Raw genomic sequence first — 22,249 nt, 5'->3', positions numbered from 1 at the left:
ACCGTCGAGACCGACGCCCGACCCCCCTCACGGGCACCGGCCCGTCCCCGCACGACCGACCGGGAGCCGCGTGGTGAACGAACCAGACCACTACCGCGTCCTCGGGGTGAGCCCGCAGGCGCCCAAAGCCGACATCCAAGCGGCCTACCGCCGCAGGCTGCGCGAGACCCACCCCGACCGCGGCGGCGACGAGGACGAGTTCCACCTCGTCCAAGGCGCCTGGGAGACCCTCTCCCACCCAGGGCTGCGCCGCGAGTACGACCTGCTGCGCTTCGGCCGCCGCGCCGCCCGCCGCTACGGCAAGGCCGCCGCCAGACCCGCCCACCGCAAAGTCCGCGGCTGGAACGTCTCGCCCGCACCGCAACCGGCCGCGGCCGGCTTCCCCGCCGAAGGCGCCCTCGTCGCCGTCCCCTGGCACGCCAGGCTGCGCCTCACCAGGCCCGTGCACCGGCCCTCCACATGGGCCGCCGCCGGATACAGCGCCGCCGTCGCCGCCGTCTGGGTCTTCTGCGGCCTGGGCTACCTCGGGCAGGCCTTCGCCGCCGACGGCTGGCTGTTCCTCGCCCTGGCCATCCCCGTCACCATCGCGATCGCGATCATCGTGCTCGTCCAGACCAGCCGGGCCCTGCGCCGCCGCCCCGACACCGCACCGAACCCGCCCACCGGGCGGCTGGTCATCGCGTTCGGGTTCGCCGCCGCCGTCATCTGGCTCGCCGGGCTCTCCACGCCGTGGGGCTGGGCCCTGGGCCTGTACGTCCTCACCGGCGCCGGGCTCGCCTGGACCGTCAAACGCCTGCGGTACACGCTCGCGCTGCGCCGCTCCGTCGGCGGGGCCCTGCGCCAGTTCAACGCGTTCGGGCCCGTCGGCACCCGCCCCAAAGCCGACCGGTCCACCGGCAAGCTCCTGCGGGAGGTCCTCACCAACCTCCCCGCGGCGCGCCTGTTCGTGGCCCTGCCGGTCGACATGGAGACCCGCGTGCCGCACGCGATCGTCTGCGGCGACCGCATCGCGCTGCTGTGCGCGCCCGTGGGCCGCGACAGCGCCGACGTGGACTCGGTGAACCTCCCCGAAGCGGTCAAGGCCCTCGACGCGGCCCTGCCCGACGCGAACGTCCAAGGCTGGGTCCTGTGGCCGACCCTGCCCGAGACCGCCCGCGCCGGCGAGACCGCCGCCGTCCACGACGTCGCCGTCACACAGGCCGCGAACGACATCGGCCTCTGGCTCGCCGCGGGCGGCATGGTCTACGACCTGCCGGTGCTCCAGGCCCTGCGGATGCGCCTGGCCGCCGTCCCGCCACAGCGCACCGGGGACCGCACCCCCGCCGTGCGCACCTGAGACCCCTTCCGCCGCAGCGTAACCGCACGCTCCGTGAGCAATCGCACCCTCCACAGCGGCGGCCCGCGCCAGTACAGTGCAGGCTGTGAAACCCACCGACCGCGCCAGCGAGGCCGACACCGCAGGACCCCATGATGCGCCTGCCGTCGGCACACCGGCCCTGGCCCGGCGCGCCGACGCCGTCGTCGCCGAACGGCTGCGGGCGGCCGCCGCCCGCGAACCGCTGCCCGGCCGACCCGAAGGCTCGAGCGCGGTCGAACTGGCCGCCTCGCTCGCGGCAGGCTCAGTCCACAAGGACCGCTTCACCGCCGAGATCGCCGCCGCCGTACGGGGAACCGCGCTCGCGCTCGCAGCGGCCCGGCCCCACCCCACCGACCTGTGGGCGGCCGCCAGCGCGTTCCACGCCGACCCGAGCGTGTGGTTCGAGCAGGCGGTGCTGCTGGGGCACCCGACGCATCCCCTCGCGCGCTCCAGAGGCGAGCTCACCGACGACGAGATCCGGGCGTACGCGCCCGAGCACGCGGCCCGGTTCGACCTGGGCCTGTACCGGATCGCGGGGCTCGACGAGCCGCCGGTGTGGCTCAGCGTCTGCGGACGCTCCGAGGAGCTGCCGGTGCACCCGTGGCAGGCCGCGCGGCACGGACTGGGCTCGCCGCCGCCGACACGGGTGTTCCCGGACGCGGCGCCGCTGATGAGCCTGCGCACGGTCTCGACCGGCGACTTCCACATCAAGACCGCGGTGGACCTGCAGTTGACGTCGGCGGTCCGGCACGTGTCGGAGGCGGCCGTCCGCAACGGCGCGATCGTGGCGCAGCGGCTGGGCGAACCGGCTGCGGCCTGCGGGATCACGCTGCTGGGCGAGCGGGCGGCGATCGCCCGCGGCCCGGACGGGGCGCCGCTGCCGCATCTGGCGGCGGTGATCCGGCGCGCGCCGCACCGCGTCGGGCACCCGCGCGCGGTCCCGCTCGCGGCGCTGGCCGAGACGTGCCCCTCGGACGGGCGGCCGGTCGCGGTGGCGTTCACCGGGAACGACCCCGAGGCGTGGTGGGCGGCGTTCTGCGCGGTCGCGGTCGCGCCGCTGCGGCTCTTCGCCGCCACGGGCGTGGCGTTGGAGGCGCACGGGCAGAACACGCTCGCGTCGTTCACCGGGGACCTGCCGACGGGCCTGGTGTACCGGGACTTCGGCGGGATCCGGGTCCCGGCCGCGGACTGGCCGGAGGTGGTCGGTGACCTGCCCGAGGCCGATCCCGAAGCACGCCTGGTGAAGCTGCTCGCCGCGCTGTTCCCGACCACCCTGACCGCGATCGTGGACGTGCTCGCCGCGTGGTCGGACACCGACCCGGGGCAGTGGTGGGCGGTCGTGGCCGACGCGGTGCGCGGGCTCGGTCTGGACCCGTGGATCGAGCGGGCCGTGCTGCGGGACCCGTGGCCGGTCAAGGCGACCACGGCGATGCGCCTGGCCGACAGGCCGACCGATGACATCTGGGTGCGCGTCGAGAACCCTTTGGCGGCGGCGTGAACCTCGCCTCGCAGATCAAGGCCGCCGCGTGGCGGGAGAACCTGAACGGATACCGCGACCGTCCGGTCCCCGAAGGAGCGCGGGAGCAGGCGTTCAACCAGCTCGAGGTCGACGGGCCCGACGAGGACCCGGTGAAGGTCCTCGAAGCGGTCCTCGGCGGGGCCGTGCCCGAGCACCTGGCCGCCGAACTGTATTCGGCGCACGAGGGGCTCGCACACGCGCGGGAGCGGGCCGGACGGCGCAACCGGCACCTCGCGGCGCTCGCCGAGCGGGCCGGAGCCGGGACCCTCGCCGAGCTCGTCGCCTCGTGCGGGCGCGACACGCACACCACGGCCAGGCTGCTGGAGACGCTCGCTACCGAAGGGCACCAGCTGCATCCGCTCGCGCGCACCCGGCTCGGCTGGGACCGCGCCGACCGTGAACGGTACGACCTCGAAGCGTCCCGGCCGGTCCGGATCCGGCTCGTCGCCGACCGCGCCGGGGTCCTGGAGCGCTCCGGCGGGGACTTCCGGGACCATCCGATGCTGCGCGGCATGGACCTGCCCGACCCGGTCGTCCCGGTGCACCCGTGGCAGCTGGAGCACCGGGTCCTGCCCGGCTACCGGGACCTGTTCGCTTCCGGACGGCTGCGCGTCGTGGACGCGGCCGTCCCGGCGTGGCCGACCGCCGCGATCCGCACCCTCGCCGGGCACGACGCGCCCGGGTTCCTCAAGCTCGCGCTGGGCATCCACATCACCTCCACGCGCCGCGACATCTCCCCCGCGACCGCGCTGCTGGGCCCGCGCCTGTCGGGGCTGCTCGGTTTCATCGACCGCGTCGGCGACAGCGGATCCGAACGCCGGCACCGGATCATCGCCGACGTCGCGGGGGCGTGGCTGCCCGGCTCGCGGGAGCTGACCGCGCTCGCCCGCTCCCCGCTCCCGTCGGGGCCGGAGGGGCTCGTGTACGTCCCCGCCACGGCACTGGCGGCGACCTCCCCGGTGACCGGGTTGAGCCTCGCGGCCGAGTACGCGCGCTGGTCGGGCGACCCGGACGCGTGGATCCGCGACTACGCGCGGCTGTTCGCGCATCCGGTGCTCCAGAAGGCGGAGGCCGGGATCGGCCTGGAGGCGCACCTGCAGAACAGCCTCGTCGGGATGCGCGGGCCCGAACCGGTCGTCCCGGTCTCGCGCGACCTCGGCGGCGCCCGCATCCACCTGCCGACGCTGCCGTGGGACCTCGAACTGCCGCAAGGCAGCCCGGTGAACGCCGCGAGCATGGACCAGGTGCGCGCGAAGGTGGCGTACACGCTGTTCCAGAACCATTTCGCGGCGCTCGTCGCGGCCCTCGAAAGGGACCTGGGCCTGGACGGGGCCGCGTTCTGGGCCGACCTCGGCGACGAGCTCGGCGGGCGGCTGTCGCGGGCCGAGCGGGACGCGTACCTCGCGGCCCGGCAGCCCACGAAGGCGCTGCTGACCATGCGGCTGCATCCCGGCGAGGAGGTCGAGACCCCGGTGGACAACCCGATGGCCCGGGTGCACGGGCACCCGGCCCTGGACCGGCACGTGCGGGCGCTCGCGACGCCCGCCAGCGCGTGGATCTACGACCCGGCCGGGGTGCGGGCGTCGCTGGAGGTGCTGCGGGAGGCGTTGGGGCACACGGTGCTGTACGCGATGAAGGCGTGCGCGAACCCGGCCGTCCTGGAGGCGGCGGCGCGTGCGGCGGACGGCGTCGAGTGCGCTTCGGGGGGCGAGCTGGCGGCGGCGGCCGCGGCGGGGGCGCGGCGGCTGGCGTTCTCGGGTCCGGCGAAGACGCCGGCGGATCTGGCGGCCGCGGCGGCGTGCGCGGTGCCGCTGTGGATGCACGCCGAGAGCGTCCGCGAGTTGGACGGGCTGGCCGCGGCCGGTTTCCAGGGTCCGGTGGCGTTGCGGGTCAACCGGGGCCGGGCGCTGCCGGGGACGCATCAGATGACGGGGGTGGCGACGCCGTTCGGGATCGACGAGTCGGAGGTCGGCGCGGCGCTGGACCGGGCGGTCGGGTTGGGTCTGGACGTGGTCGGGTTCCATCTGCACGCGGTGTCGAACTGCCTTGAGGCCGAGGCGTACGCGCATCATGTGCGGGACGCGGTGGCGTGGTCGCGCGAGGCGTCGCGGGGGCGTTTCGCGCTGCGGTACGTGAACGTGGGCGGGGGTCTGGGTGCGGATCCGCGCGGGGCGCGGATCGACGTGGGCGCGCTCGCGGAGGGGCTGCGGGGGCTCGACACCGGTGACGCTGAGCTGGTGTTCGAGCCGGGGCGGTTCGTCGCGGCGGCGTCCGGCTGGTACGTGGCGGAGGTGGTGGACCTGAAGCGGGTGCGGGGGCAGGCGTTCGCGGTGGTGCGGGGCGGGACGCATCATTTCCGGCTGCCTGCGGCGTGGGGGTACTCGCATCCGTTCCGGGTGGTGCCGGGGCCGCGCACGGGCGAGGTGTGGTCCGATGTGGAGGTGCGGGTGTGCGGTGAGCTGTGCACGCCCAGGGATGTGCTCAACGGCGGCCAGGGCGTGTCGTCGATCGGTGTCGGGGACCGGCTGGTGTTCGCGGATGCCGGCGCGTACGGGTGGGAGATCTCGCACGACCGGTTCCTGGGGCACCCGGGGCCCGAGCAGGTCGTCATCGGCTGATCGGCGGATCCTCGCACTGTGCGGGTGCGTCTACGATGAAGGGCCCGAAGCCGACGCGCCGTCCGTCCCGGCGGCGCGCGGATCGCCTCTGCGTTGAGGAGTCCGTATGCCCAACCGGCGCCACGCCCGGCGGACGCACCGCGATGCGGTGAAACTGGCCGCTGCGGGCAACCATCAAGGCGCCCTTGCCGTCTACGCGCACGCCGAGGGCGAGTTCCGCGGCTGCCTGGCGGTGCATCCGGAGGACCGGAGCACGCGCAGCGACTTCGCCGAGCTCCTAGCGGACCTGGCGGCGTCGCACGCGGCGGTCGGCGAGGTCGCCGAAGCGTATGCGGCGCAGCGCGAGCGGGTGGCGATCACGGCCGGGCTCGACGCGGGCCCGGTGGAGCGGGCGGCCGCGCGTCTGGACCTGGCCGAGGCGGCGGTCGGGGCCGGGCGGCTCATGACCGCGGCGACGGAGGCCGATGCGGCACTGGGGCTGCTGGACGACGTGGACCCGTCCGATCCGGGCAGTCCGGGGTTCACGATCCTCGCCGATGCGATCGCACGGGCCGCGCGGGTGTTCGCCCGGGCGGCGGACCCGGACCTGGCGGTCGGCGCGGCCGACCAGGCGGCGCGGATGCTCATCGCCGCGCGGCAGGCCGACCCTGGCGGGTTCGGCGCGGACGGCGTCGGCCTCGACGGCACGGCCGGGCTCCTGCGCGACAGCCTCCGGCTGGCGGCCGCGCTCCACGCCGCGGCGGGGCGGACCTCGCACGCCAAGGGCGCGGCGGATCTGCTTGAGCGGCACTTCCCTGGCGTCCGGCCGCCCGCCGCGCCGATCCCGTTGACGTTCCGGGCGGCGCTTGAGACGGCGATGCGCATGGGCGCGTTCTTCGACGCGCGGCTGATCGAGCGGCTGTGCCCCGACCCGGCCGGGCACGACGCCCCGGCGACGATCAGCGCCCGCTGCGATCCCGGGCTGGCCGCGGTCGCGCTCCACACCGCCGAGCCGGCCGTGGACGTGCTCTCCGCGACGCACCCGAACCTGGCGTGGCGCATCGCGACCGAGGTCCACTACCTGCTCACCGCGGCGGACCGGTTGGGCGAGCGGAACCTGCACCTGAACTTCCGCGACCACGGCCCGGCGTGGCTGGCGATGCTCATGGCGCTCACGGCGACCGGGAAGCAGGGCCCGATCATGGGCGACCTCGCGACCGCGCTCGCCGAGCTGTGCGACCGGCTCCGCACCCGCCACGCCGCGGCCGACCACGAGCCGCTGGTCATGGCGGCCAACCGTTTCATCGCCGCACACGGTGCCGGGCCGAGCCGTTGACCGGCCGGGCCGTCCGGTTGCGACCAAGACGCGTTCGTCGGCAGCGGTCGGTCCCGGATCTCGGCCTCGCCGCTAGTGGACGGGTGCACGGCCGGTCGGCTGCGCCGGGGTCCGCGGTGCGGGCCGCCCGCCCCGACCGCTGCCGACAGCGACGCGCCCGGGGCCGCCCTGGCCTGCGCCGTTTCCAACTGCGGGCAGGCCGCGCCGTGCCCACCTCGGCCAAACTCGAGCCATGCGCCCGATGATGCCGCACGCCGACATCGTGCTCGCCTGTACGCGCGACGGCGCGGGCGGGAGCCCCACGGCGGTGCTCGCTGACGGGCCGTTCACCGAGGCCGAGCGCCGGGCCCTGCCCGGGCGGCTGGGCGCGTCGCACGCCGTGTTCGTCGACGCGGCGCCCGGGGTGCTCGGGCTGCGGTTCTTCACGGCCGCTGGGGAACTGCCCGCGTGCGGGCACGGCACGATCGCGGCGCTGGCGTGGGCGGCCGGGCGGACCGGCGAGGGAGCGTACCGGCTCGCCGCTGGCGGCCGGGTCTTCGACGGCGAGGTCGCAATGCACCGCGGCGGTGTCACGGCGGGGTTCGACGCCGGGCCGGTGGCGCTGCGCGAGCCGCTGCCGCAAGAGACCGGTCCGGTCGTGGCGGCGCTCGGTGCGGGCGCGGCGGTCCGGGTGGCGAGTCCGGGCGGCCGGGAGCGGCTGCTCGTGCGGGTCGGTGACGCGGCGGCGCTGGCGGCGGTGTCGCCGGGTTTCGGGCGGCTGCGGGAGGCGTGCGATGCGGCGGGGTTCTTGGGCTGCTTCGTGTTCGCGTCTGACGGGGGCCGGTTCGCGGCGCGGATGTTCGCGCCGTCGATCGGTGTGGACGAGGACGTGGCGAACGCGAACTCGGTCGCGTGCCTGGCCGCGCACCTGGGTGCGCCGGTCGCGGTCGCGATGGGCGGGTCGCTGGGGCGTCCGGCGCTGATCGGGGCCGAGCCGCGGCCGGGCGGGGTGTGGCTGGGCGGGGCCGCGGTCGTGTTACCGGTCGGGGCCGAACCAGCCGGGGACGTCGAGGCGGAACAGTTCGCCGGGGGCGAGGGCGCGCAGGTCGGCTTGGAGGGCGGCGAGGCGTTCGGGGCCGATGGCGTCGGCCCAGCGGGCCTGGATCGCGTCGAAGCTGCGGGCGGAGACGTCGAGCATGTCGAGGCCTCGTGCGGTGAGGCGCACGGTCTTGCGGCGGGCATCGTCGGGGTCGGTCGCGCGTTCGACGTAGCCCTGCTGCTCCAGGCCCGCGATGGTCTTCCCGGCGGCCTGTTTGCTGACGCCCAGGCGCGCGCCGAGTTCGACGGCGGTGGTGCCGCGGGTGCCGATGGCCTGGAACACGAAGCCGTGCATGGGTTTCACGTCGGGGTGTCCGGCGGCGGCGAGGTCGGCGTGGGCGGCGTCGATGACGGCCCGGAACGCGGCGAAGAGCTGCAGCGGGAGTTCGTACCCGGGGGTCGCCTCACCCATGATCGACAACCAGGTTTACTATATGGGTAACCATGTTGTCCATCTTAGGAGACTCCTCTTGCGTATCGTCCGCAGCACCGAATCCCGCCGTTCCGAGACCCCCGCCGGGGTCATGACCACCCTCGCCTCCCCCGGCCTCGGCGGCGCGGCCGCCCCGGTCTGGAAGGTCGAGGCCGTCGCCGAAGCGCCCGGACCGGTCCACCACATCGACGCCGAGCAGGTCTGGACCGTCCTCACCGGCACCGTCACCGCCACAGTGGAGGGCGACTCGGCAGAGCTCGCCGCGGGCGACACCCTCGTCGTCCCCGCCGACGCCGCCCGCCAGTTCACCGCGGGGCCGGACGGTTTCACCGCCCTCGTCATCGGCCCCGCGGGCCAGCAGGCCTACATGCCCGGCAAGGAGGACCAGCGGATCACGCCGCCCTGGACCGCCTAGGCGGCGCGGCGCTTCGCGTAGTCCCGCAGGGCCCGGAGGAAGTCGACCTGCCGGAAGCCCGGCCAGTACACGTCGCAGAAGTACAGCTCCGCGCCCGCCGACTGCCACAGCAGGAAACTCGACAGGCGCTTCTCGCCGCTGGTGCGGATGATGAGGTCCGCCTCGGGCAGGTCCGGCGTGTACCGGTGGGCGCCGATGTCGGCGGCGGTCAGCCGGGCGGCGAGCTCGCCGATCGTGGTGCCCTGGGACGCTTCGGACTCCAACAGCGACCGGACGGCGTCGACGATCTCGTCCTGGCCGTCGTAGCCGATCGCCACCGTCAAGTGCCCGCCGTCGCGGTCGGCCGTGGCCTCGACGGCGGCCTTGAGCGCGTGCGCGGTCGAGTCCGGCAGGTGGTCCAGGCGCCCGGCGAGGTGCAGCCGCCACCGGCTCCCCGGGCGCACCAGGCGCTCGACGCAGATCGACTCGATCATCGCCATCAGGTGCGCGATCTCGCCGCCGTCGCGTTTGACCAGGTTGTCGTTGGAGGCGACGTACACGGTCACGTGCCCGATGCCGATCGCGGCACACCAGTCGAGGAGGTCCTCGAGGTGCTCGGCCCCGTACCGGTGGCCCACACCGGGATCGGCGAAGCCCTGCTGCCGGGCCCAGCGCCGGTTCCCGTCCATCGCCACGGCCACGTGCCGCGGCAGGCGGTCGCCGTCGAGCTTGCGCCGCAAGCGCTTCGCATACCAGCGGTAGAGGATTCCAGGTGCGCGCATGCGGCCCAGCCTAGCGGCACGAAGAAGCCGGGGCGGCCCGATCGGGGCCGCCCCGGCTCGTGCGGTCTAGAAGCCGAAGTGGCCCTCGATCGCGAAGCGTGCGGCGAACAGCGGCGCGGTCTCGACTTCGCCCACATGCTCGGTCAGCAGACCGGCGATCAAGGTGAAGTGAAGCGTCCATGCGATGTAGCCGGGTGACGGCAGCAGACTGTGCAGTTTCGCGGCGTGGGGCAGATTCCCGACGGCGTCTGTCAGATTGTACGGACAGACTGTCACTCGACCGATGTCGCGGTTGCTGTCCTCTGCGGAAAGCACGACGAGCAGACCTGCTGGACGGTCGAACCAGCGATAGACCTGTCCCGGGGAGTGGCTCACTTCCGGCCTTCCTGGGTGTCATCGACGCTGGACATGCCCAGGGCCGTCCAGTCATCGACTTCCGCCTGCGGCATGGCGGCGACGATGGCGTTGCCTGCGTCCCGGAGTTCCTTGAGGTAGCGGGCCTTCACCGCCTGCTCGATATAGGCGCTGGCATTCCCGGACTCCGCGGCCATCTGCCAGACCTGGTCGTTGATATTGATGTTGTGCCGAGCCATACACATGATTCTAGCGCACGATTTGTCACTACGACACTCGGCATCAGAGGTTCGCGGCGGCGTAGGCGTCCATGGCGGCGCGCATGAAATCGGCGAAGCCGTCGCCGACCTCGTCGTAGGTGGCCTTGAACCGGGGATCGTCGGTGTAGAGCGCGCCCAGTCCCTTGTAGGCCTCGGCGGTCGGCTCCGAACCCCAGTGCCGGGCGATGAGCCGGTAGTGGTCGACGACGACCTCCTGGACCGCGTCGCCGTCGGCCCTCTCGCCCGCGGCGCGCAGGGCGTCGAGGCGGGCGTTGATGTCGTTGAACGCCTCGGGGATCGCGCGGCGCTCCTCGGGGCTGAGCTCCTGCAGGTGCGTCCAGGCGCGTTCGACGACGGCCTGGCCCCAGCGGCGGCGGGCCTCGTCACGGTACTGGGTCTCGGTGGCGGGGTCGAGTCCGGTGAACCAGGTCTCGGGTGCCATGGGCTGGCCTCCTTCGAGTTGTCGGATGGTCGCCGCGACGGTGGCCGCGAGGCGGTCGAGGCGGGTGCGTTCGGTGTCGATCTCGGCGGCGTGGCGTTTGAGCGCTTCGGCGGGCTCGAGGCCTCCGGCGAGGATCTCCCCCACGGTGTCCAGGCGCAGGCCCAGGCGTTTGAGCAGGAGGATCTGCTGCAGGCGCAGCAGTTCGGGCCTGCCGTAGCGGCGCTGGCCGCCCCTGTCGTGTGCGGCGGGGGCGAGGAGGCCGATGGCGTCGTAGTGGCGCAGGGTGCGCGCCGAGACGCCGGCCAGGCGGGCGACCTCGGCGGTCGTCCAAGTGTCCATGCCGCTCCTTCGTTCGTGGTGCGGTTACGACGGTATTGGCTGACGCTGCGTCAACCGCAAGGTTTCTGAAGAGAGACGCGGGTCACGCGTGCGTGCCGCGACTTAGGCGCGCCCGCGTCGTTGTTTACATGGGGCGGCATTACCCACTCACGTGGGGCGTATTTTCCCCCTGGGGTCTCCCCGCTCACGCGGGGCAGGAGAAACGAGAAGCCCCCCGGCAGCGCGCCGGGGGGCTTCTTCTCGCGTCAGGCTAGGCGGCGCGGATGGCGGCCTTGCGGAAGTCGCGGTTGAGCTTGCCGATGACGTCGAGCCCGATCTCCTTGGGGCACGCGGCGGCGCATTCGCCGGTGTTGGTGCACCCGCCGAAGCCGGCCTCGTCGTGGGCGGCGACCATGCCGAGGACGCGCGTGGCGCGTTCGGGCTGGCCTTGGGGCATGAGGCCCAGGTGGGTGACCTTGGCGCCCATGAAGAGCATGCCCGAGCCGTTGGGGCAGGCGGCGACGCAGGCGCCGCAGCCGATGCACGCGGCGGCGGAGAAGGCGGCGTCGGCGTCCTGCTTGGGGATCGGGACGGCGTGGGCGTCGGGGGCGGTCCCGGTGGGCGCGGAGATGTACCCGCCGGCCTGGATGATCCGGTCGAAAGCGCTTCGGTCGACGACGAGGTCCTTGATGACCGGGAACGCCCCGGCCCGCCAGGGCTCGATGTCGATCGAGTCGCCGTCCTTGAACTTGCGCATGTGCAGCTGGCAGGTGGTGGTGGCGGCCTGGGGCCCGTGGGGCTGGCCGTCGATCACGAGCGAGCAGGCGCCGCAGATGCCCTCGCGGCAGTCGTGGTCGAACGCGACCGGGTCCGAGCCCTCGCTGATGAGGCGCTCGTTGAGCACGTCGAGCATCTCCAGGAAGGACGCGTCCTCGGAGACCTCGTCGATCTCGTAGGACACCATCTTGCCCTCGGCTTGGGCGTCGCTCTGGCGCCAGATTCGCAGAGACAGCTTCACTTGTAGCTCCGTTGGGTGGGCTTGACGTATTCGAACTCGAGGGCTTCCTTGTGGAGGACGGGCCCGTCCTCCCCGAACTCCCAGGCGGCGACGTACGAGAAGTTGTCGTCGTCGCGCTTGGCCTCGCCGTCCTCGGTCTGGGACTCGGCGCGGAAGTGCCCGCCGCAGGACTCGGTGCGGTGGAGGGCGTCGATGCACATGAGCTCGCCGAGCTCGAGGAAGTCGGCGACGCGGCCGGCCTTCTCGAGCTCCTGGTTGAGCTGCTCGTTCTTGCCGGTGACCTTGACGCGGCGCCAGAACTCGTCCTTGAGGCTGCGGATGAGGCCGATGGCCTTGCGCAGGCCCTCGTCGGTGCGCTCCATGCCGCAGTACTCCCACATGATCTTGCCGAGTTCGCGGTGGAAGGAGTCGACGGTGCGGTCGCCGTCGTTGTTGAGGAAGAACGCGATGCGGTCGTCGACGGCCTTGCGGGCGGCGACGACGTCCTCGTGGGTCTCCTCGACCTTCTCGTAGGGGCCGTCGGCGAGGTAGTCGGAGATGGTGTTGGGCAGGACGAAGTAGCCGTCCGAGAGGCCCTGCATGAGCGCCGAGGCGCCCAGGCGGTTGGCGCCGTGGTCGGAGAAGTTCGCCTCGCCGGTCACGAACAGGCCGGGGATGTTCGAGGAGAGGTCGTAGTCGACCCACAGCCCGCCCATGGTGTAGTGCACGGCCGGGTAGATGCGCATGGGCCGCTCGTACGGGTTCTCGCCGGTGATGCGCTCGTACATGTCGAACAGGTTGCCGTACTTGGCTTCGACGGCCTTGCGGCCGAGGCGTTCGATCGCGGCGGCGAAGTCGAGGTAGACGCCCAGGCCCCCGGGGCCGACCCCGTGGCCCTCGTCGCACACGACCTTGGCGGCGCGGGAGGCGATGTCGCGGGGCACGAGGTTGCCGAAGGCCGGGTAGCGGCGCTCCAGGTAGTAGTCGCGCTCGTCCTCGGGGATGTCGGCGGGGTGGCGGTCGTCGCCCTTCTTCTTGGGCACCCAGACGCGGCCGTCGTTGCGCAGGCTCTCGGACATGAGCGTGAGCTTCGACTGGTGCTCCCCGGACTGCGGGATGCAGGTCGGGTGGATCTGCGTGTAGCAGGGGTTGGCGAAGTAGGCGCCCTTGCGGTGCGCGCGCCATCCGGCGGTGACGTTGCAGCCCATGGCGTTCGTCGACAGGAAGTAGACGTTGCCGTACCCGCCGGTGGCGAGGACGACGGCGTCGGCGAGCTCGGTGGCGATCTCGCCGGTGACGAGGTCGCGGACGACGATGCCGCGGGCCTTGCCGTCGACGATGACGAGCTCGAGCATCTCGTGGCGGGTGTGCAGGTCCACGGTCCCGGCCGCGACCTGGCGCTGCAGGGCCTGGTAGGCGCCCAGCAGCAGCTGCTGGCCGGTCTGGCCGCGGGCGTAGAAGGTGCGCGAGACCTGCGCGCCGCCGAAGGAGCGGTTGTCGAGCAGGCCGCCGTACTCGCGGGCGAACGGGACGCCCTGGGCGACGCACTGGTCGATGATCTCGGTGGAGACCTCGGCGAGGCGGTGCACGTTGGACTCGCGGGAGCGGAAGTCGCCGCCCTTGACGGTGTCGTAGAACAGGCGGTGGACGCTGTCGCCGTCGTTGCGGTAGTTCTTGGCGGCGTTGATGCCGCCCTGCGCGGCGATGGAGTGCGCGCGCCGGGACGAGTCCTGGAAGCAGTAGTTGGCGACGCGGTAGCCGAGCTCGCCGAGGGTCGCGGCCGCGGAGGCCCCGGCGAGGCCGGTGCCGACGACGATGACGCGGAGCTTGCGGCGGTTGGCCGGGTTGACCAGGCGCCCGGAGAAGCGGCGCTTCTCCCAGCGCTCGCTGATGGGCCCGGCGGGGGCCTTGGCGTCCGCGACGGGTTCGCCGTCGCGGTAGAAGTCAGTGCTCATATCACTTCACCAGTCCGAACGTGACCGACAGGGGCACGATGGCGAACCCCAGAACGATGATGAGGGCGACGGCGAGGCCGATCGCCTGGGTGCGCTTGCGCCACTTCGAGTCCGGGCCCGCGATGGTCTGCACGGCCGACCAGATGCCGTGGCGCAGGTGGAAGAAGAGCGCGAAGAGGGCGAGGAGGTAAAACACGGTGACCGGCCAGCGCTCGGGGCTGAACGTGGCGACGACCGCGCCGTAGGCGTCGGGGACGTCCTTCACGGGGTTCACGGTGCGGAAGGTGAGGTCCAGCAGGTGCCAGATGATGAAGAAGAAGACGACGACGGCGCCCCAGCGCATGGTGGCGACGGCGTGGCGCGATTCGCCCTTGGCGGGCTTCTTCGACTTGTAGCGCACGGGGCGGGCGGCCAGGGCGCGGCGGGTGAGGACGACGGCCGACCAGATGTGGACGGCGGCCATGGCGATGAGGCCGATGCGCAGGACCCACAGGATGCTCTCGTGCGGCAGGAGCGGCTCGCCGAGGGTGCGCAGGCCGTGGGCGTACTCGTTCATCTCCTCGCGGCCTTCGAAGATGTGGAGGTTCCCGGCCATGTGGGCGACGAGGAAGAGCACGAGGAGGATGCCGGAGACGGCCATGGCGATCTTGAGGCCGATGTTGGAGCGCCAGGGGGCCTGGGGCGCTCGGGTGCGTTTGACCGGCCTCGCGGCGGGTCGGTTCTGCAGATCCGTAGACACGTCCAGAGGCTAGACGCGATGCGGGTCACGGGTCCAATTCATGGCGTGGCGGTCTTTCATGCCGTTAGGTTATGGAGATGCGCCCGCAGCAACTCCAGGCCTTCCTCGCTGTCGCACAAACCCGGCATTTCACTCATGCGGCCGAAGAACTCGGTGTGACACAACCGTCATTGAGCAAGCAGATCCAGGCGCTCGAATCCGAGCTCGGCGCGCCGCTGTTCACGCGCGCGCGCGGCCGGATCGAGCTGACGGACGCGGGGCAGACGCTCCTGCCGCACGCGCGGCGCATCACGGCGGCGGTGACGGCGGCCCGGTCGGACATCGACGACGTGCTGGCCGTGCGGGCCGGGCACCTGCGGCTGGGGGCGACGCCGTCGCTGTGCTCGTGGCTCATCGCGCCGCTGCTGACGCGGTACCTGGAGGCGCATCCGGGGGTGACGGTGACGCTGACCGAGGACGGGTCCGGGCCGCTGACCGACCGTTTGACGGCCGGGGACCTGGATCTGGCGTTCACGGTGGGCGACATGGCCCACGACGCCGGCTTGAGCGTCCAGCCGCTGCTGTCGGAGGCCCTCGTCGTGGCGTCGGCGGCGCATCTGCCGCCGTTGACGCGGCAGGGGTTCATCGGGCTGCCGCAGCTGCGGGAGCAGGCGTTCGTGCTGCCCGCGCACGGCTACGACCTGCGGGACCTGACGATCGCGACGTGCGAGGCGGCGGGGTTCACGCCGCGCACGGGCGTGGACGGCGGGGCGACGGACGCGGTGGCGTCGCTGGTGGAGGCCGGGCTGGGGATCGCGCTGCTGCCGGCGATGATCGCGGCGGGGCGGCCGGGGCTGCGGGCGACGCCGATCGCGCCGCCGGGGGCGAGCCGGACGATCGCGCTGGCGGCGCGGCGGGAGGCGCCGTTGACGAAGGCGGCGGGGGCGTTCGCGGCGTCGCTGGAGGCGCATCTGACGGACCTGCACGCCTGGGGGCGTCTGCCGCAGGGCATGCAGGCCCTGTGAACTACTTGAAGGTGTCGCGGTCGAACATGGCGGCGATCTGGCGGGCCGAGGGCGTCCCAGCGTCGGGGTCGGCTCCAGCGTCGAGGAGGGCGGCGACGACGTCCTTGTAGTCCTTGAAGACCGCTCCGGCGAGCGGGGACTGGTCGCGGTCGTTGCGCTTCTCGACGTCGGCGCCGGCTTTGACGAGGGCGGTCGCGGTGTCGGCGTGGCCGTGGTAGGCGGCCAGCATCAGCAGTGAGTCGCCGGAGCCGTTGACCAGGTCGACGGGGAGGCCGGTCTCGACGAAGCGGAGCAGGCGTTCGGTCTCTCCGGCGCGGGCCAGGTCGAAGGCGGCTTCGGCGATGTCGTTGAAGTCGTTCTCGTCGCTCATGTCCGCCAGCTTGACACACCCGGACGGGTGGCGTACGGGTTCGGGCGGGGCCTCCGCAATGGACCGCTCCCAGTGGAGTTCACCCTCGCAGGTGTCGGGTCGGGTATTGACACGGCTGCGCGGGCGTGGGAAAGATTGAGTCAGGCCCGCGCGGGCGCCTCGCTGACACGAGTCCGACGCGGTTCCTTCTAACGGTGGGACACAAACGGTGAGGACTCGGGCATGAGCGAGCCGAAAATCCTAGGGCAGTTCCAATTGGAACATCGCACTATCCAAGTGAGCGGCGACGACGGCAATGCCGGGACCGTGTGGCTGCGCCGGGTCCACCCCGATCCGCCGATGGCGCTGGGCTGCGTGGTCGAGCTCGACTCCTCGACGCCGCGGCTGCGCCTGTACCGGGCGGAGTGGCCCGATGCGCTGCGGGAGCAGGCGAAGGAGCAGACGCTCGCGATCTGGCGTTCGGCGCGCGGCTTAAGCGGCGCAGCGCCGCGGCGACGCCGGCGGCCTTCGCTTCGGCTTCGGCCACTTCGGCTCCGGGTTCGGAGCGCCAGGTGATGCCGCCGCCGGACCAGACGTGGACGTGCTCGTCGTCGAGGGCGACGGTGCGGATGGTGACGCCCAGGCGCGTCTCGTGCCCGGTGAGGTAGCCGAAGGCGCCCATGGCGGGGCCGCGGCCGACCGGCTCCAGGGCCCCGACGAGGTCGAGCATCGCGAGTTTCGGTGTGCCGGTGACCGACCCGGGCGGGCAGGTCGCGCGCAGGAGGTCGGCGAAGCCGGTGCCGGGGTCGAGGTCGGCGGTGACGGTCGACTCGGCGTGCCACGTGTCGGCCCAGCGGCCGATGTGGAACAGGTCTTTGACCGCGACGGTGCCGGGGACGGCGATCTGGGCGAGGTCGTTGCGTTCGAGGTCGACGATCATGACGTGCTCGGCGCGTTCCTTGACGGAGGCGAGCAGCGCCGCCCGTCCGTCCTCTGTGGCCGGTGCGGTGCCTTTGATCGGGTGCGTGGCAACAGTCGCCCGGTCGGCGGTGAGGAAGCACTCGGGCGACCCGGACGCGATGAGCCAGCCGTCGCCGGACATGACCCCGCCCCAGACCGCGCCGGACACTGTGGAGGCCGCGTCGGCGAGCGCGGCCGGATCGCCCGACCACCGCGCGCGCCGGTGCCCCACGACGTTGGCGACGTACACGTCGCCGCGGCCGATCGCGTCCTGCACCGCGACCACCGCCGCCGCGTGCTCCCCTCTTGACCACGACGGGACCCAGTCGCCGACCTTGAACGGCCCGAACGGGTCCGCCTCGCGGGCTGGTCCGTGGACGTAGGCGACCATCGCCAGGTCCGGCACCGCCGGCACCGGGCTGGGCGCACCGACCGCGCCGCCGACCATGACCGCCCCGGCCGCGGCCGAGATCAGGACCGCGACGCCGCACACCGCGCCGTCGGCCTCGGTGTGGTCGCTCCCGTCCAGGTGGCGGGCGCGGAACGCCGCGGCCAGCTCGGCCGGGTCGCCGCCGTCGCCCAGCCGCCACTCGAGCCGGTCGGCCTCCACGAGCCGCGACCGGCAGCCCGCGGGCACGCCCGGCGGGGCGGGACGGACGGCACGGAAGTTCGGCATGCCCCAAGTATCGCCGGGACCGGCCCCCACCAGCCGAGACGTGTGGCTCACCTCACCGGGCCTCAGCCGCCGATGGCGTCCAAGAGCCCGCCCTCGGCGGGCCCGTCGACGAACGCGCCCCCGGTCGCCTCCGCCAGCACCGTCAGGTTCGCCGGGTCGGTCTCACCGAACCCGACCGTGTACACCACCGTCGGACCCTCCAGCGCCGCCGCGGTCTCCTCGGCGGTCCCGTCGCTCACCTCGTCCTGCGCGCTGTTGGTGAGCACCACGATCACGCTCAGCGACCCGTCGGCCGCCTCGCCGTTCATGTACGCGCTCGCCGCCACCAGCGTGTCGTACAGCGGCGACCCGCCCTCGAAGTGGTCGTCCGACACGTCGTACAGGTCGGTCTCGACGCTCTCGCGGCCCTCGGCCGACAGCTCCGTCAACCCCGCGACCTCCCGGTACGGGCCCTCGTCGCCCGCGCCGACCCCGTACTCCCACACCCCGACCCGGTACGTCGACTCCATCGCCTGCACGGTCGCCACCGCCGCGCGCACCGCCGCGTCCCCGGCCGTCAGGTCCTCACCGCCGTACGCGACGCTCTCCTGGTCGGTCGACGCCGACCGGTCCACCAGGAACAGCACGTGCAGGTCCTCCCGGCCCACCTGCCAGGTCCGGACCGCCTCCCCCACCACTTCCGGGCTCGTCTGCGCCAGCGCCGCCGCAGGATCATCGACAGCCGCGACCTCCGCGTCCGAGAACTCCCCCGAATCGACCATGCCCGACAGGTAGACGCCGAACCGCTCGGCGATCGCCGCATCCGAATCCGAGACCCAGCCCCCGCCCAGCACCTGGTACGTCGCCACCGCGCTCACACCCGAACCGGCCACCTCCACCGGCACCAGCGGATCCGCCGGGGCGTTCATCCCGTTGAAGTCCTCGACCTGGTAACCCAACGCGGTGACCACACGCGCCGGGTCGGGCGCCTCCGCCAGAGCGCTCAACTGCTCGCCCGCCGAATCGGTCAGCGCACCGCCGCCCGTCGCGGCCTTCCACGCCGCCATGGCCTCCTCGGAGAACCCGCCCGAACCGTCACCGGCCGCGTTCAGCATCGCCACCAGGCCCTCGGTCGACGTCCGCGGATTCGCCGCCCCCAACGTCACGTCCCCGGCCTCGACCGCCGCCAGCACATCGGCCCACGACGGCGGCTCACCGCCGACCCAGCCCAGCTCCGTCGCCTTCGAGTTCGCGACCGCCAGCACCGACGACGCCTCACCCAGCACCAGCGGCTCGGCCTCGACGAACTCCGCCGTCGTCTCGTTCGACGCCAGCCACGACACCCACGCCTGCGAATCGGGCACCCACGCGATCGGCCGCGGCCCCAGCGTCTTCGTGTCCCACTCGCCGCTGATCCCCCGCGACGCGCTCGCCGCCGACACCTCCCGGATCTCGGCGCCGATGCACTGCCCCGTCGACGCCTCCGGCTGCGTCGCCTCCCACGCCTGCGCCGCGTCCTGCAGCGTCCCCGTCAGGCTCGGCGCGGCCGCGATCGTGACCCGGTACATCGGCCCGTCGCAACCCGACCGCATGAGCGCCACGAACCCCCACGTCAACCCCGAAGCGACCAGCACCGACACCAGAGTGATCACGATCCAGGGCGCCACCACCATGCGGTTGCCGCCCTTTTTCCGCCGCCGCCCGAGCCGGTGCGACTTCACCTTGTGCGTGGAACCGAAAACCATCTGCGTCACTCCTGGGGGAATCGTCGGCGCCCAGTGTAAAGCCCCTGCCTCAGGCCCCGCCCACTGTGGTGAGCGGGGCCCGCGTTCGACTACTCCCCGAACGCCTCGATCGGCGGGCACGTGCACGCCAGGTTGCGATCCCCCCACGCATTGTCGATACGCCCGACCGGCGGCCAGTACTTCCCCGCACCGACACCCGCCGGCCACGCCGCCTCCGCCCGCGAATACGCCCGGCCCCACTCGTCACCGGTGACCACGGCAGCCGTATGCGGCGCCGCACGCAGCGCCGACGCCTCCACCGCCACCTGGCCCGACGCGACCGCGTCGATCTCGGCGCGGATCGCGATCATCGCCTCGATGAAGCGGTCCAGCTCCGCCAGGTCCTCCGACTCCGTCGGCTCGACCATGAGCGTCCCGGCCACCGGGAACGACATCGTCGGCGCATGGAACCCGTAGTCGATCAACCGCTTCGCCACGTCCTCCACCGTCACCCCCGACGCCTTCGTCAACTCGCGGAGGTCGAGGATGCACTCGTGCGCCACCAGCCCGTGCTGCCCCGCGTACAGCACCGGGAAGTGCTCCCGCAGCCGCGCCGCCACATAGTTCGCCGCCAGCACCGCCGCGGCCGTCGCCGCCGTGACCCCGTCGGGCCCCATCATCCGCAGGTACATCCACGGAATCTGCAGGATCCCCGCCGAGCCCCACCGCGCCTGCGACACCGGACCAACCGGCCCCGCCGCCGCCATCGGATCCGACGGCAGGAACGGCACCAGGTGCTCCGCCACCGCCACCGGACCCACACCCGGACCGCCGCCGCCGTGCGGAATGCAGAACGTCTTGTGCAGGTTCAGATGCGACACGTCCGCCCCGAACCGGCCCGGCTTCGCCCACCCCAGCAGCGCGTTCAGGTTCGCCCCGTCCACGTACACCTGGCCGCCCGCGTCGTGCACCTTCGCGCACACCTCGACGATCGACTCCTCGTACACCCCGTGCGTCGACGGGTAGGTGACCATCAGCGCCGCGAGCCGGTCCGCGTGCGCACTGATCTTCGCGTCCAGGTCCGCCAGGTCCACGTTCCCGGCCTCGTCGCACGCGACGACGACCACGCGCATCCCTGCCAGCACCGCCGACGCGGCGTTCGTGCCGTGCGCGCTGGCGGGGATGAGGCACAGGTCGCGTCCGGTCTCGCCGCGGTCGTGCTGCCAGGCGCGGATGGCGAGGAGTCCGGCGAGTTCGCCTTGGGATCCGGCGTTGGGTTGGACGGAGACGGCGGCGTAGCCGCAGACGTCGGCGAGCCAGGTCTCGAGCTGTGCGATGAGGGTCCGCCAGCCGCTGGTGCGGTCGGCGGGGGCGAGGGGGTGGACGTCGGCGAACTCGGGCCAGGTGATCGGCTCCATCTCGGCGGCGGCGTTGAGCTTCATCGTGCACGACCCGAGCGGGATCATGCCGCGGTCGAGCCCGTAGTCCTTGTCCGCCAGGCGTTTGAGGTAGCGCATCATGGCGGTCTCGGAGTGGTGGGCGGTGAACACCGGGTGGGTGAGGTAGGCCGATTCGCGGACGAGTGCGGCGGGGACGCCTTCCACGGCGGTGTCCGGGAGTGCGGCGCCGAAGGCGTCGCAGACGGTGCGCAGGTCGGTCTCGGTGGTGGTCTCGTCGCAGGCGACGGTGACGTGGTCGGCGTCGGCGCGGTGGAGGTCGACGCCGTTCGCGGCAGCGGCGGCGACGACGGCGTCGGCGCGGCCGGGCACCGCGGCGGTGACGGTGTCGAAGAACGCGCCGGTGCGGTCGATCCCGGCGGCGTCGAGCGCGGCGGCGAGGCGTCCGGCGGCGCGGGCGGCGTGCCCGGCGATCGCTTTGAGGCCTTCGGGGCCGTGCCAGACGGCGTAGGACGCGGCGATGACGGCGGGGAGGACCTGGGCGGTGCAGATGTTGCTGGTGGCCTTCTCTCGGCGGATGTGCTGTTCGCGGGCTTGGAGGGCGAGGCGCAGCGCGGGGGCGTCGGCCGAGTCGCGGGAGACGCCGACGAGGCGGCCGGGCAGCTGGCGCTGGAGTTTGTCGCTCACGGCCATGTATCCGGCGTGGGGGCCGCCGAAGCCCATGGGCATGCCCAGGCGCTGGGTGGAGCCGACGGCGATGTCGGCGCCGAGTTCGCCGGGGGCTTTGAGGAGGGTGAGGGCGAGGAGGTCGGCGGCAGTGGTGACGAGCGCGCCCTTGGCGTGGGCGGTGTCGATGACGTCGGTCCAGTCGTGGACGGAGCCGTCGGCGCCGGGGTATTGGAGGAGGACGCCGAATGCGTCGTCGGGGATCGCGGCCGCGTCGTGGAGGTCGGCGACGGCGAGGGTGATGCCGACCGGTTCGGCGCGGGTGCGCAGGACGGCGAGGGTCTGCGGGAGGACGCGGGCGTCGACGGCGAACACGTCGCCGGTGCCGCGTTTGGCGGCGCGGCGGGACAGGAGCATCGCTTCGGCGGCGGCGGTGGCCTCGTCGAGGAGGCTCGCTCCGGCGACGTCGAGGCCGGTGAGGTCGGCGCACATGGTCTGGAAGTTCAGGAGCGCTTCGAGGCGGCCTTGGGAGATCTCGGCCTGGTAGGGCGTGTACGCGGTGTACCAGGAGGGGTTCTCAAGGACGTTGCGGCGGATGACGGCGGGGGTGTGGGTGCCGTAGTAGCCGAGGCCGATCATGGAGCGGGCGGGCCGGTTGCGGGCGGCGAGGTCGGCGAGTTCGGCTTGGGCCTGGGTCTCGCTGACGGCGGCGGGCAGGTTGAGGCCGTCGCGGGAGCGGATGAGCGCGGGCATGCACGCGTCCATGAGGGCGTCGAGGCTGGGCTGGCCGACGGCCTTGAGCATGGCGTCCTGGTCGGCGGGGCTGGTGCCGATGTGGCGGGCGGCGAATGAACGGTCGGTCACGGTACCTCCGGTGACATGGGACGACACTGGCATCCCCTCGTCTGTCACCGACCGGCGTGCGTCAGCTCCA

At 73.0% G+C, this 22,249-nt stretch carries 17 protein-coding genes and 2 pseudogenes; 7 read left to right on the top strand and 12 right to left on the bottom strand.

What is annotated here, in order from left to right:
* Positions 1-73: 73 nt before the first annotated feature.
* The 5 genes and pseudogenes from ACGGCP_RS20010 to ACGGCP_RS19990 form a co-directional block, all read left to right on the top strand.
* The gene (locus ACGGCP_RS20010; protein WP_392968213.1) at positions 74-1,336 is read left to right on the top strand and encodes a J domain-containing protein; all 1,263 of its coding nucleotides are present in this window, start codon (positions 74-76) and stop codon (positions 1,334-1,336) included.
* Between the two features lie 85 nt (positions 1,337-1,421).
* Positions 1,422-2,855: an IucA/IucC family protein gene (locus ACGGCP_RS20005; RefSeq protein ID WP_392968211.1), complete on the top strand. Its 1,434-nt coding sequence runs from the start codon at positions 1,422-1,424 to the stop codon at positions 2,853-2,855.
* Positions 2,852-5,494, top strand: a complete 2,643-nt coding sequence (locus ACGGCP_RS20000; RefSeq protein WP_392968209.1) for an IucA/IucC family protein — start codon at positions 2,852-2,854, stop codon at positions 5,492-5,494. The genes ACGGCP_RS20005 and ACGGCP_RS20000 overlap by 4 nt, the downstream gene beginning before the upstream one ends.
* Positions 5,495-5,600: 106 nt before the next feature.
* Positions 5,601-6,809, top strand: coding sequence for a hypothetical protein (locus ACGGCP_RS19995; RefSeq protein WP_392968207.1), 1,209 nt, complete (start codon positions 5,601-5,603; stop codon positions 6,807-6,809).
* Positions 6,810-7,041: 232 nt separating this feature from the next.
* A pseudogene (locus ACGGCP_RS19990) lies at positions 7,042-7,713 on the top strand (PhzF family phenazine biosynthesis protein); the annotation flags it as partial.
* 111 nt (positions 7,714-7,824) lie between these two features.
* Here ACGGCP_RS19990 and ACGGCP_RS19985 read toward each other — a convergent pair.
* Positions 7,825-8,298 carry a MarR family winged helix-turn-helix transcriptional regulator gene (locus ACGGCP_RS19985; RefSeq protein WP_392968696.1) on the bottom strand — a complete coding sequence of 158 codons (474 nt, stop codon included), beginning with the start codon at positions 8,296-8,298 and terminating at the stop codon, positions 7,825-7,827.
* Positions 8,299-8,356: 58 nt separating this feature from the next.
* On the opposite strand from ACGGCP_RS19985, the gene ACGGCP_RS19980 reads away from it, so the two are divergent.
* The gene (locus tag ACGGCP_RS19980) at positions 8,357-8,734 is read left to right on the top strand and encodes a cupin domain-containing protein (protein WP_392968205.1); all 378 of its coding nucleotides are present in this window, start codon (positions 8,357-8,359) and stop codon (positions 8,732-8,734) included.
* On the opposite strand, the gene uppS is transcribed toward ACGGCP_RS19980, so the two are convergent.
* The 7 genes from uppS to ACGGCP_RS19945 form a co-directional block, all read right to left on the bottom strand.
* On the bottom strand, positions 8,731-9,495 hold the full coding sequence (uppS, locus tag ACGGCP_RS19975; protein WP_392968203.1) for a polyprenyl diphosphate synthase: 765 nt from the start codon (positions 9,493-9,495) through the stop codon (positions 8,731-8,733). The genes ACGGCP_RS19980 and uppS overlap by 4 nt on opposite strands.
* Positions 9,496-9,561: 66 nt before the next feature.
* On the bottom strand, positions 9,562-9,870 hold the full coding sequence (locus ACGGCP_RS19970) for a hypothetical protein (RefSeq protein WP_392968201.1): 309 nt from the start codon (positions 9,868-9,870) through the stop codon (positions 9,562-9,564).
* Entirely contained in the window at positions 9,867-10,088 is a 222-nt protein-coding gene (locus ACGGCP_RS19965) for a hypothetical protein (protein WP_392968199.1), read from the bottom strand. Before ACGGCP_RS19965 ends, ACGGCP_RS19970 begins: the two co-directional genes overlap by 4 nt.
* A gap of 43 nt (positions 10,089-10,131) precedes the next feature.
* A complete protein-coding gene (locus ACGGCP_RS19960; protein WP_392968197.1) occupies positions 10,132-10,890 on the bottom strand; it encodes a TipAS antibiotic-recognition domain-containing protein in 759 nt (252 codons plus the stop codon).
* A 250-nt stretch (positions 10,891-11,140) separates the two neighbouring features.
* Positions 11,141-11,887, bottom strand: a complete 747-nt coding sequence (locus tag ACGGCP_RS19955; protein ID WP_392968195.1) for a succinate dehydrogenase/fumarate reductase iron-sulfur subunit — start codon at positions 11,885-11,887, stop codon at positions 11,141-11,143.
* Entirely contained in the window at positions 11,884-13,821 is a 1,938-nt protein-coding gene (locus ACGGCP_RS19950; protein WP_392968193.1) for a fumarate reductase/succinate dehydrogenase flavoprotein subunit, read from the bottom strand. Before ACGGCP_RS19950 ends, ACGGCP_RS19955 begins: the two co-directional genes overlap by 4 nt.
* A 1-nt stretch (position 13,822) precedes the next feature.
* Positions 13,823-14,560: a succinate dehydrogenase cytochrome b subunit gene (locus ACGGCP_RS19945; protein WP_392968191.1), complete on the bottom strand. Its 738-nt coding sequence runs from the start codon at positions 14,558-14,560 to the stop codon at positions 13,823-13,825.
* Between the two features lie 77 nt (positions 14,561-14,637).
* On the opposite strand from ACGGCP_RS19945, the gene ACGGCP_RS19940 reads away from it, so the two are divergent.
* A complete protein-coding gene (locus ACGGCP_RS19940; RefSeq protein WP_392968189.1) occupies positions 14,638-15,564 on the top strand; it encodes a LysR family transcriptional regulator in 927 nt (308 codons plus the stop codon).
* Position 15,565: 1 nt separating this feature from the next.
* Here ACGGCP_RS19940 and ACGGCP_RS19935 read toward each other — a convergent pair whose 3' ends face one another.
* The 4 genes and pseudogenes from ACGGCP_RS19935 to gcvP form a co-directional block, all read right to left on the bottom strand.
* Positions 15,566-15,934 (bottom strand): ankyrin repeat domain-containing protein, encoded by a 369-nt coding sequence (locus tag ACGGCP_RS19935; protein ID WP_392968187.1) that lies wholly within the window; start codon positions 15,932-15,934, stop codon positions 15,566-15,568.
* Positions 15,935-16,415: 481 nt separating this feature from the next.
* Positions 16,416-17,549, bottom strand: a pseudogene (locus ACGGCP_RS19930) (chorismate-binding protein); the annotation flags it as partial.
* Between the two features lie 62 nt (positions 17,550-17,611).
* Positions 17,612-19,273 (bottom strand): VWA domain-containing protein, encoded by a 1,662-nt coding sequence (locus ACGGCP_RS19925; protein WP_392968185.1) that lies wholly within the window; start codon positions 19,271-19,273, stop codon positions 17,612-17,614.
* Between the two features lie 89 nt (positions 19,274-19,362).
* Positions 19,363-22,179, bottom strand: a complete 2,817-nt coding sequence (gene gcvP, locus ACGGCP_RS19920) for an aminomethyl-transferring glycine dehydrogenase (protein ID WP_392968183.1) — start codon at positions 22,177-22,179, stop codon at positions 19,363-19,365.
* Positions 22,180-22,249 lie beyond the last annotated feature (70 nt).

It is taken from the genome of Glycomyces sp. NPDC048151 (assembly GCF_043202775.1).
Lineage (GTDB): Bacteria > Actinomycetota > Actinomycetes > Mycobacteriales > Micromonosporaceae > Glycomyces.
The sequence above is the reverse complement of the archived record's forward strand: the minus strand, read 5'-3'. Positions and strand labels throughout refer to the sequence as shown.

Coding starts and splice junctions, on each gene's coding strand:
- ACGGCP_RS19995 (WP_392968207.1), top strand. CDS start 5,601: ATGCCCAACCGGCGCCACGCCCGGCGGACGCACCGCGATGCGGTGAAA.
- ACGGCP_RS19985 (WP_392968696.1), bottom strand. CDS start 8,298: ATGGGTGAGGCGACCCCCGGGTACGAACTCCCGCTGCAGCTCTTCGCC.
- uppS (WP_392968203.1), bottom strand. CDS start 9,495: ATGCGCGCACCTGGAATCCTCTACCGCTGGTATGCGAAGCGCTTGCGG.
- ACGGCP_RS19965 (WP_392968199.1), bottom strand. CDS start 10,088: ATGGCTCGGCACAACATCAATATCAACGACCAGGTCTGGCAGATGGCC.
- ACGGCP_RS19960 (WP_392968197.1), bottom strand. CDS start 10,890: ATGGACACTTGGACGACCGCCGAGGTCGCCCGCCTGGCCGGCGTCTCG.
- ACGGCP_RS19950 (WP_392968193.1), bottom strand. CDS start 13,821: ATGAGCACTGACTTCTACCGCGACGGCGAACCCGTCGCGGACGCCAAG.
- ACGGCP_RS19940 (WP_392968189.1), top strand. CDS start 14,638: ATGCGCCCGCAGCAACTCCAGGCCTTCCTCGCTGTCGCACAAACCCGG.
- ACGGCP_RS19935 (WP_392968187.1), bottom strand. CDS start 15,934: ATGAGCGACGAGAACGACTTCAACGACATCGCCGAAGCCGCCTTCGAC.
- ACGGCP_RS19925 (WP_392968185.1), bottom strand. CDS start 19,273: ATGGTTTTCGGTTCCACGCACAAGGTGAAGTCGCACCGGCTCGGGCGG.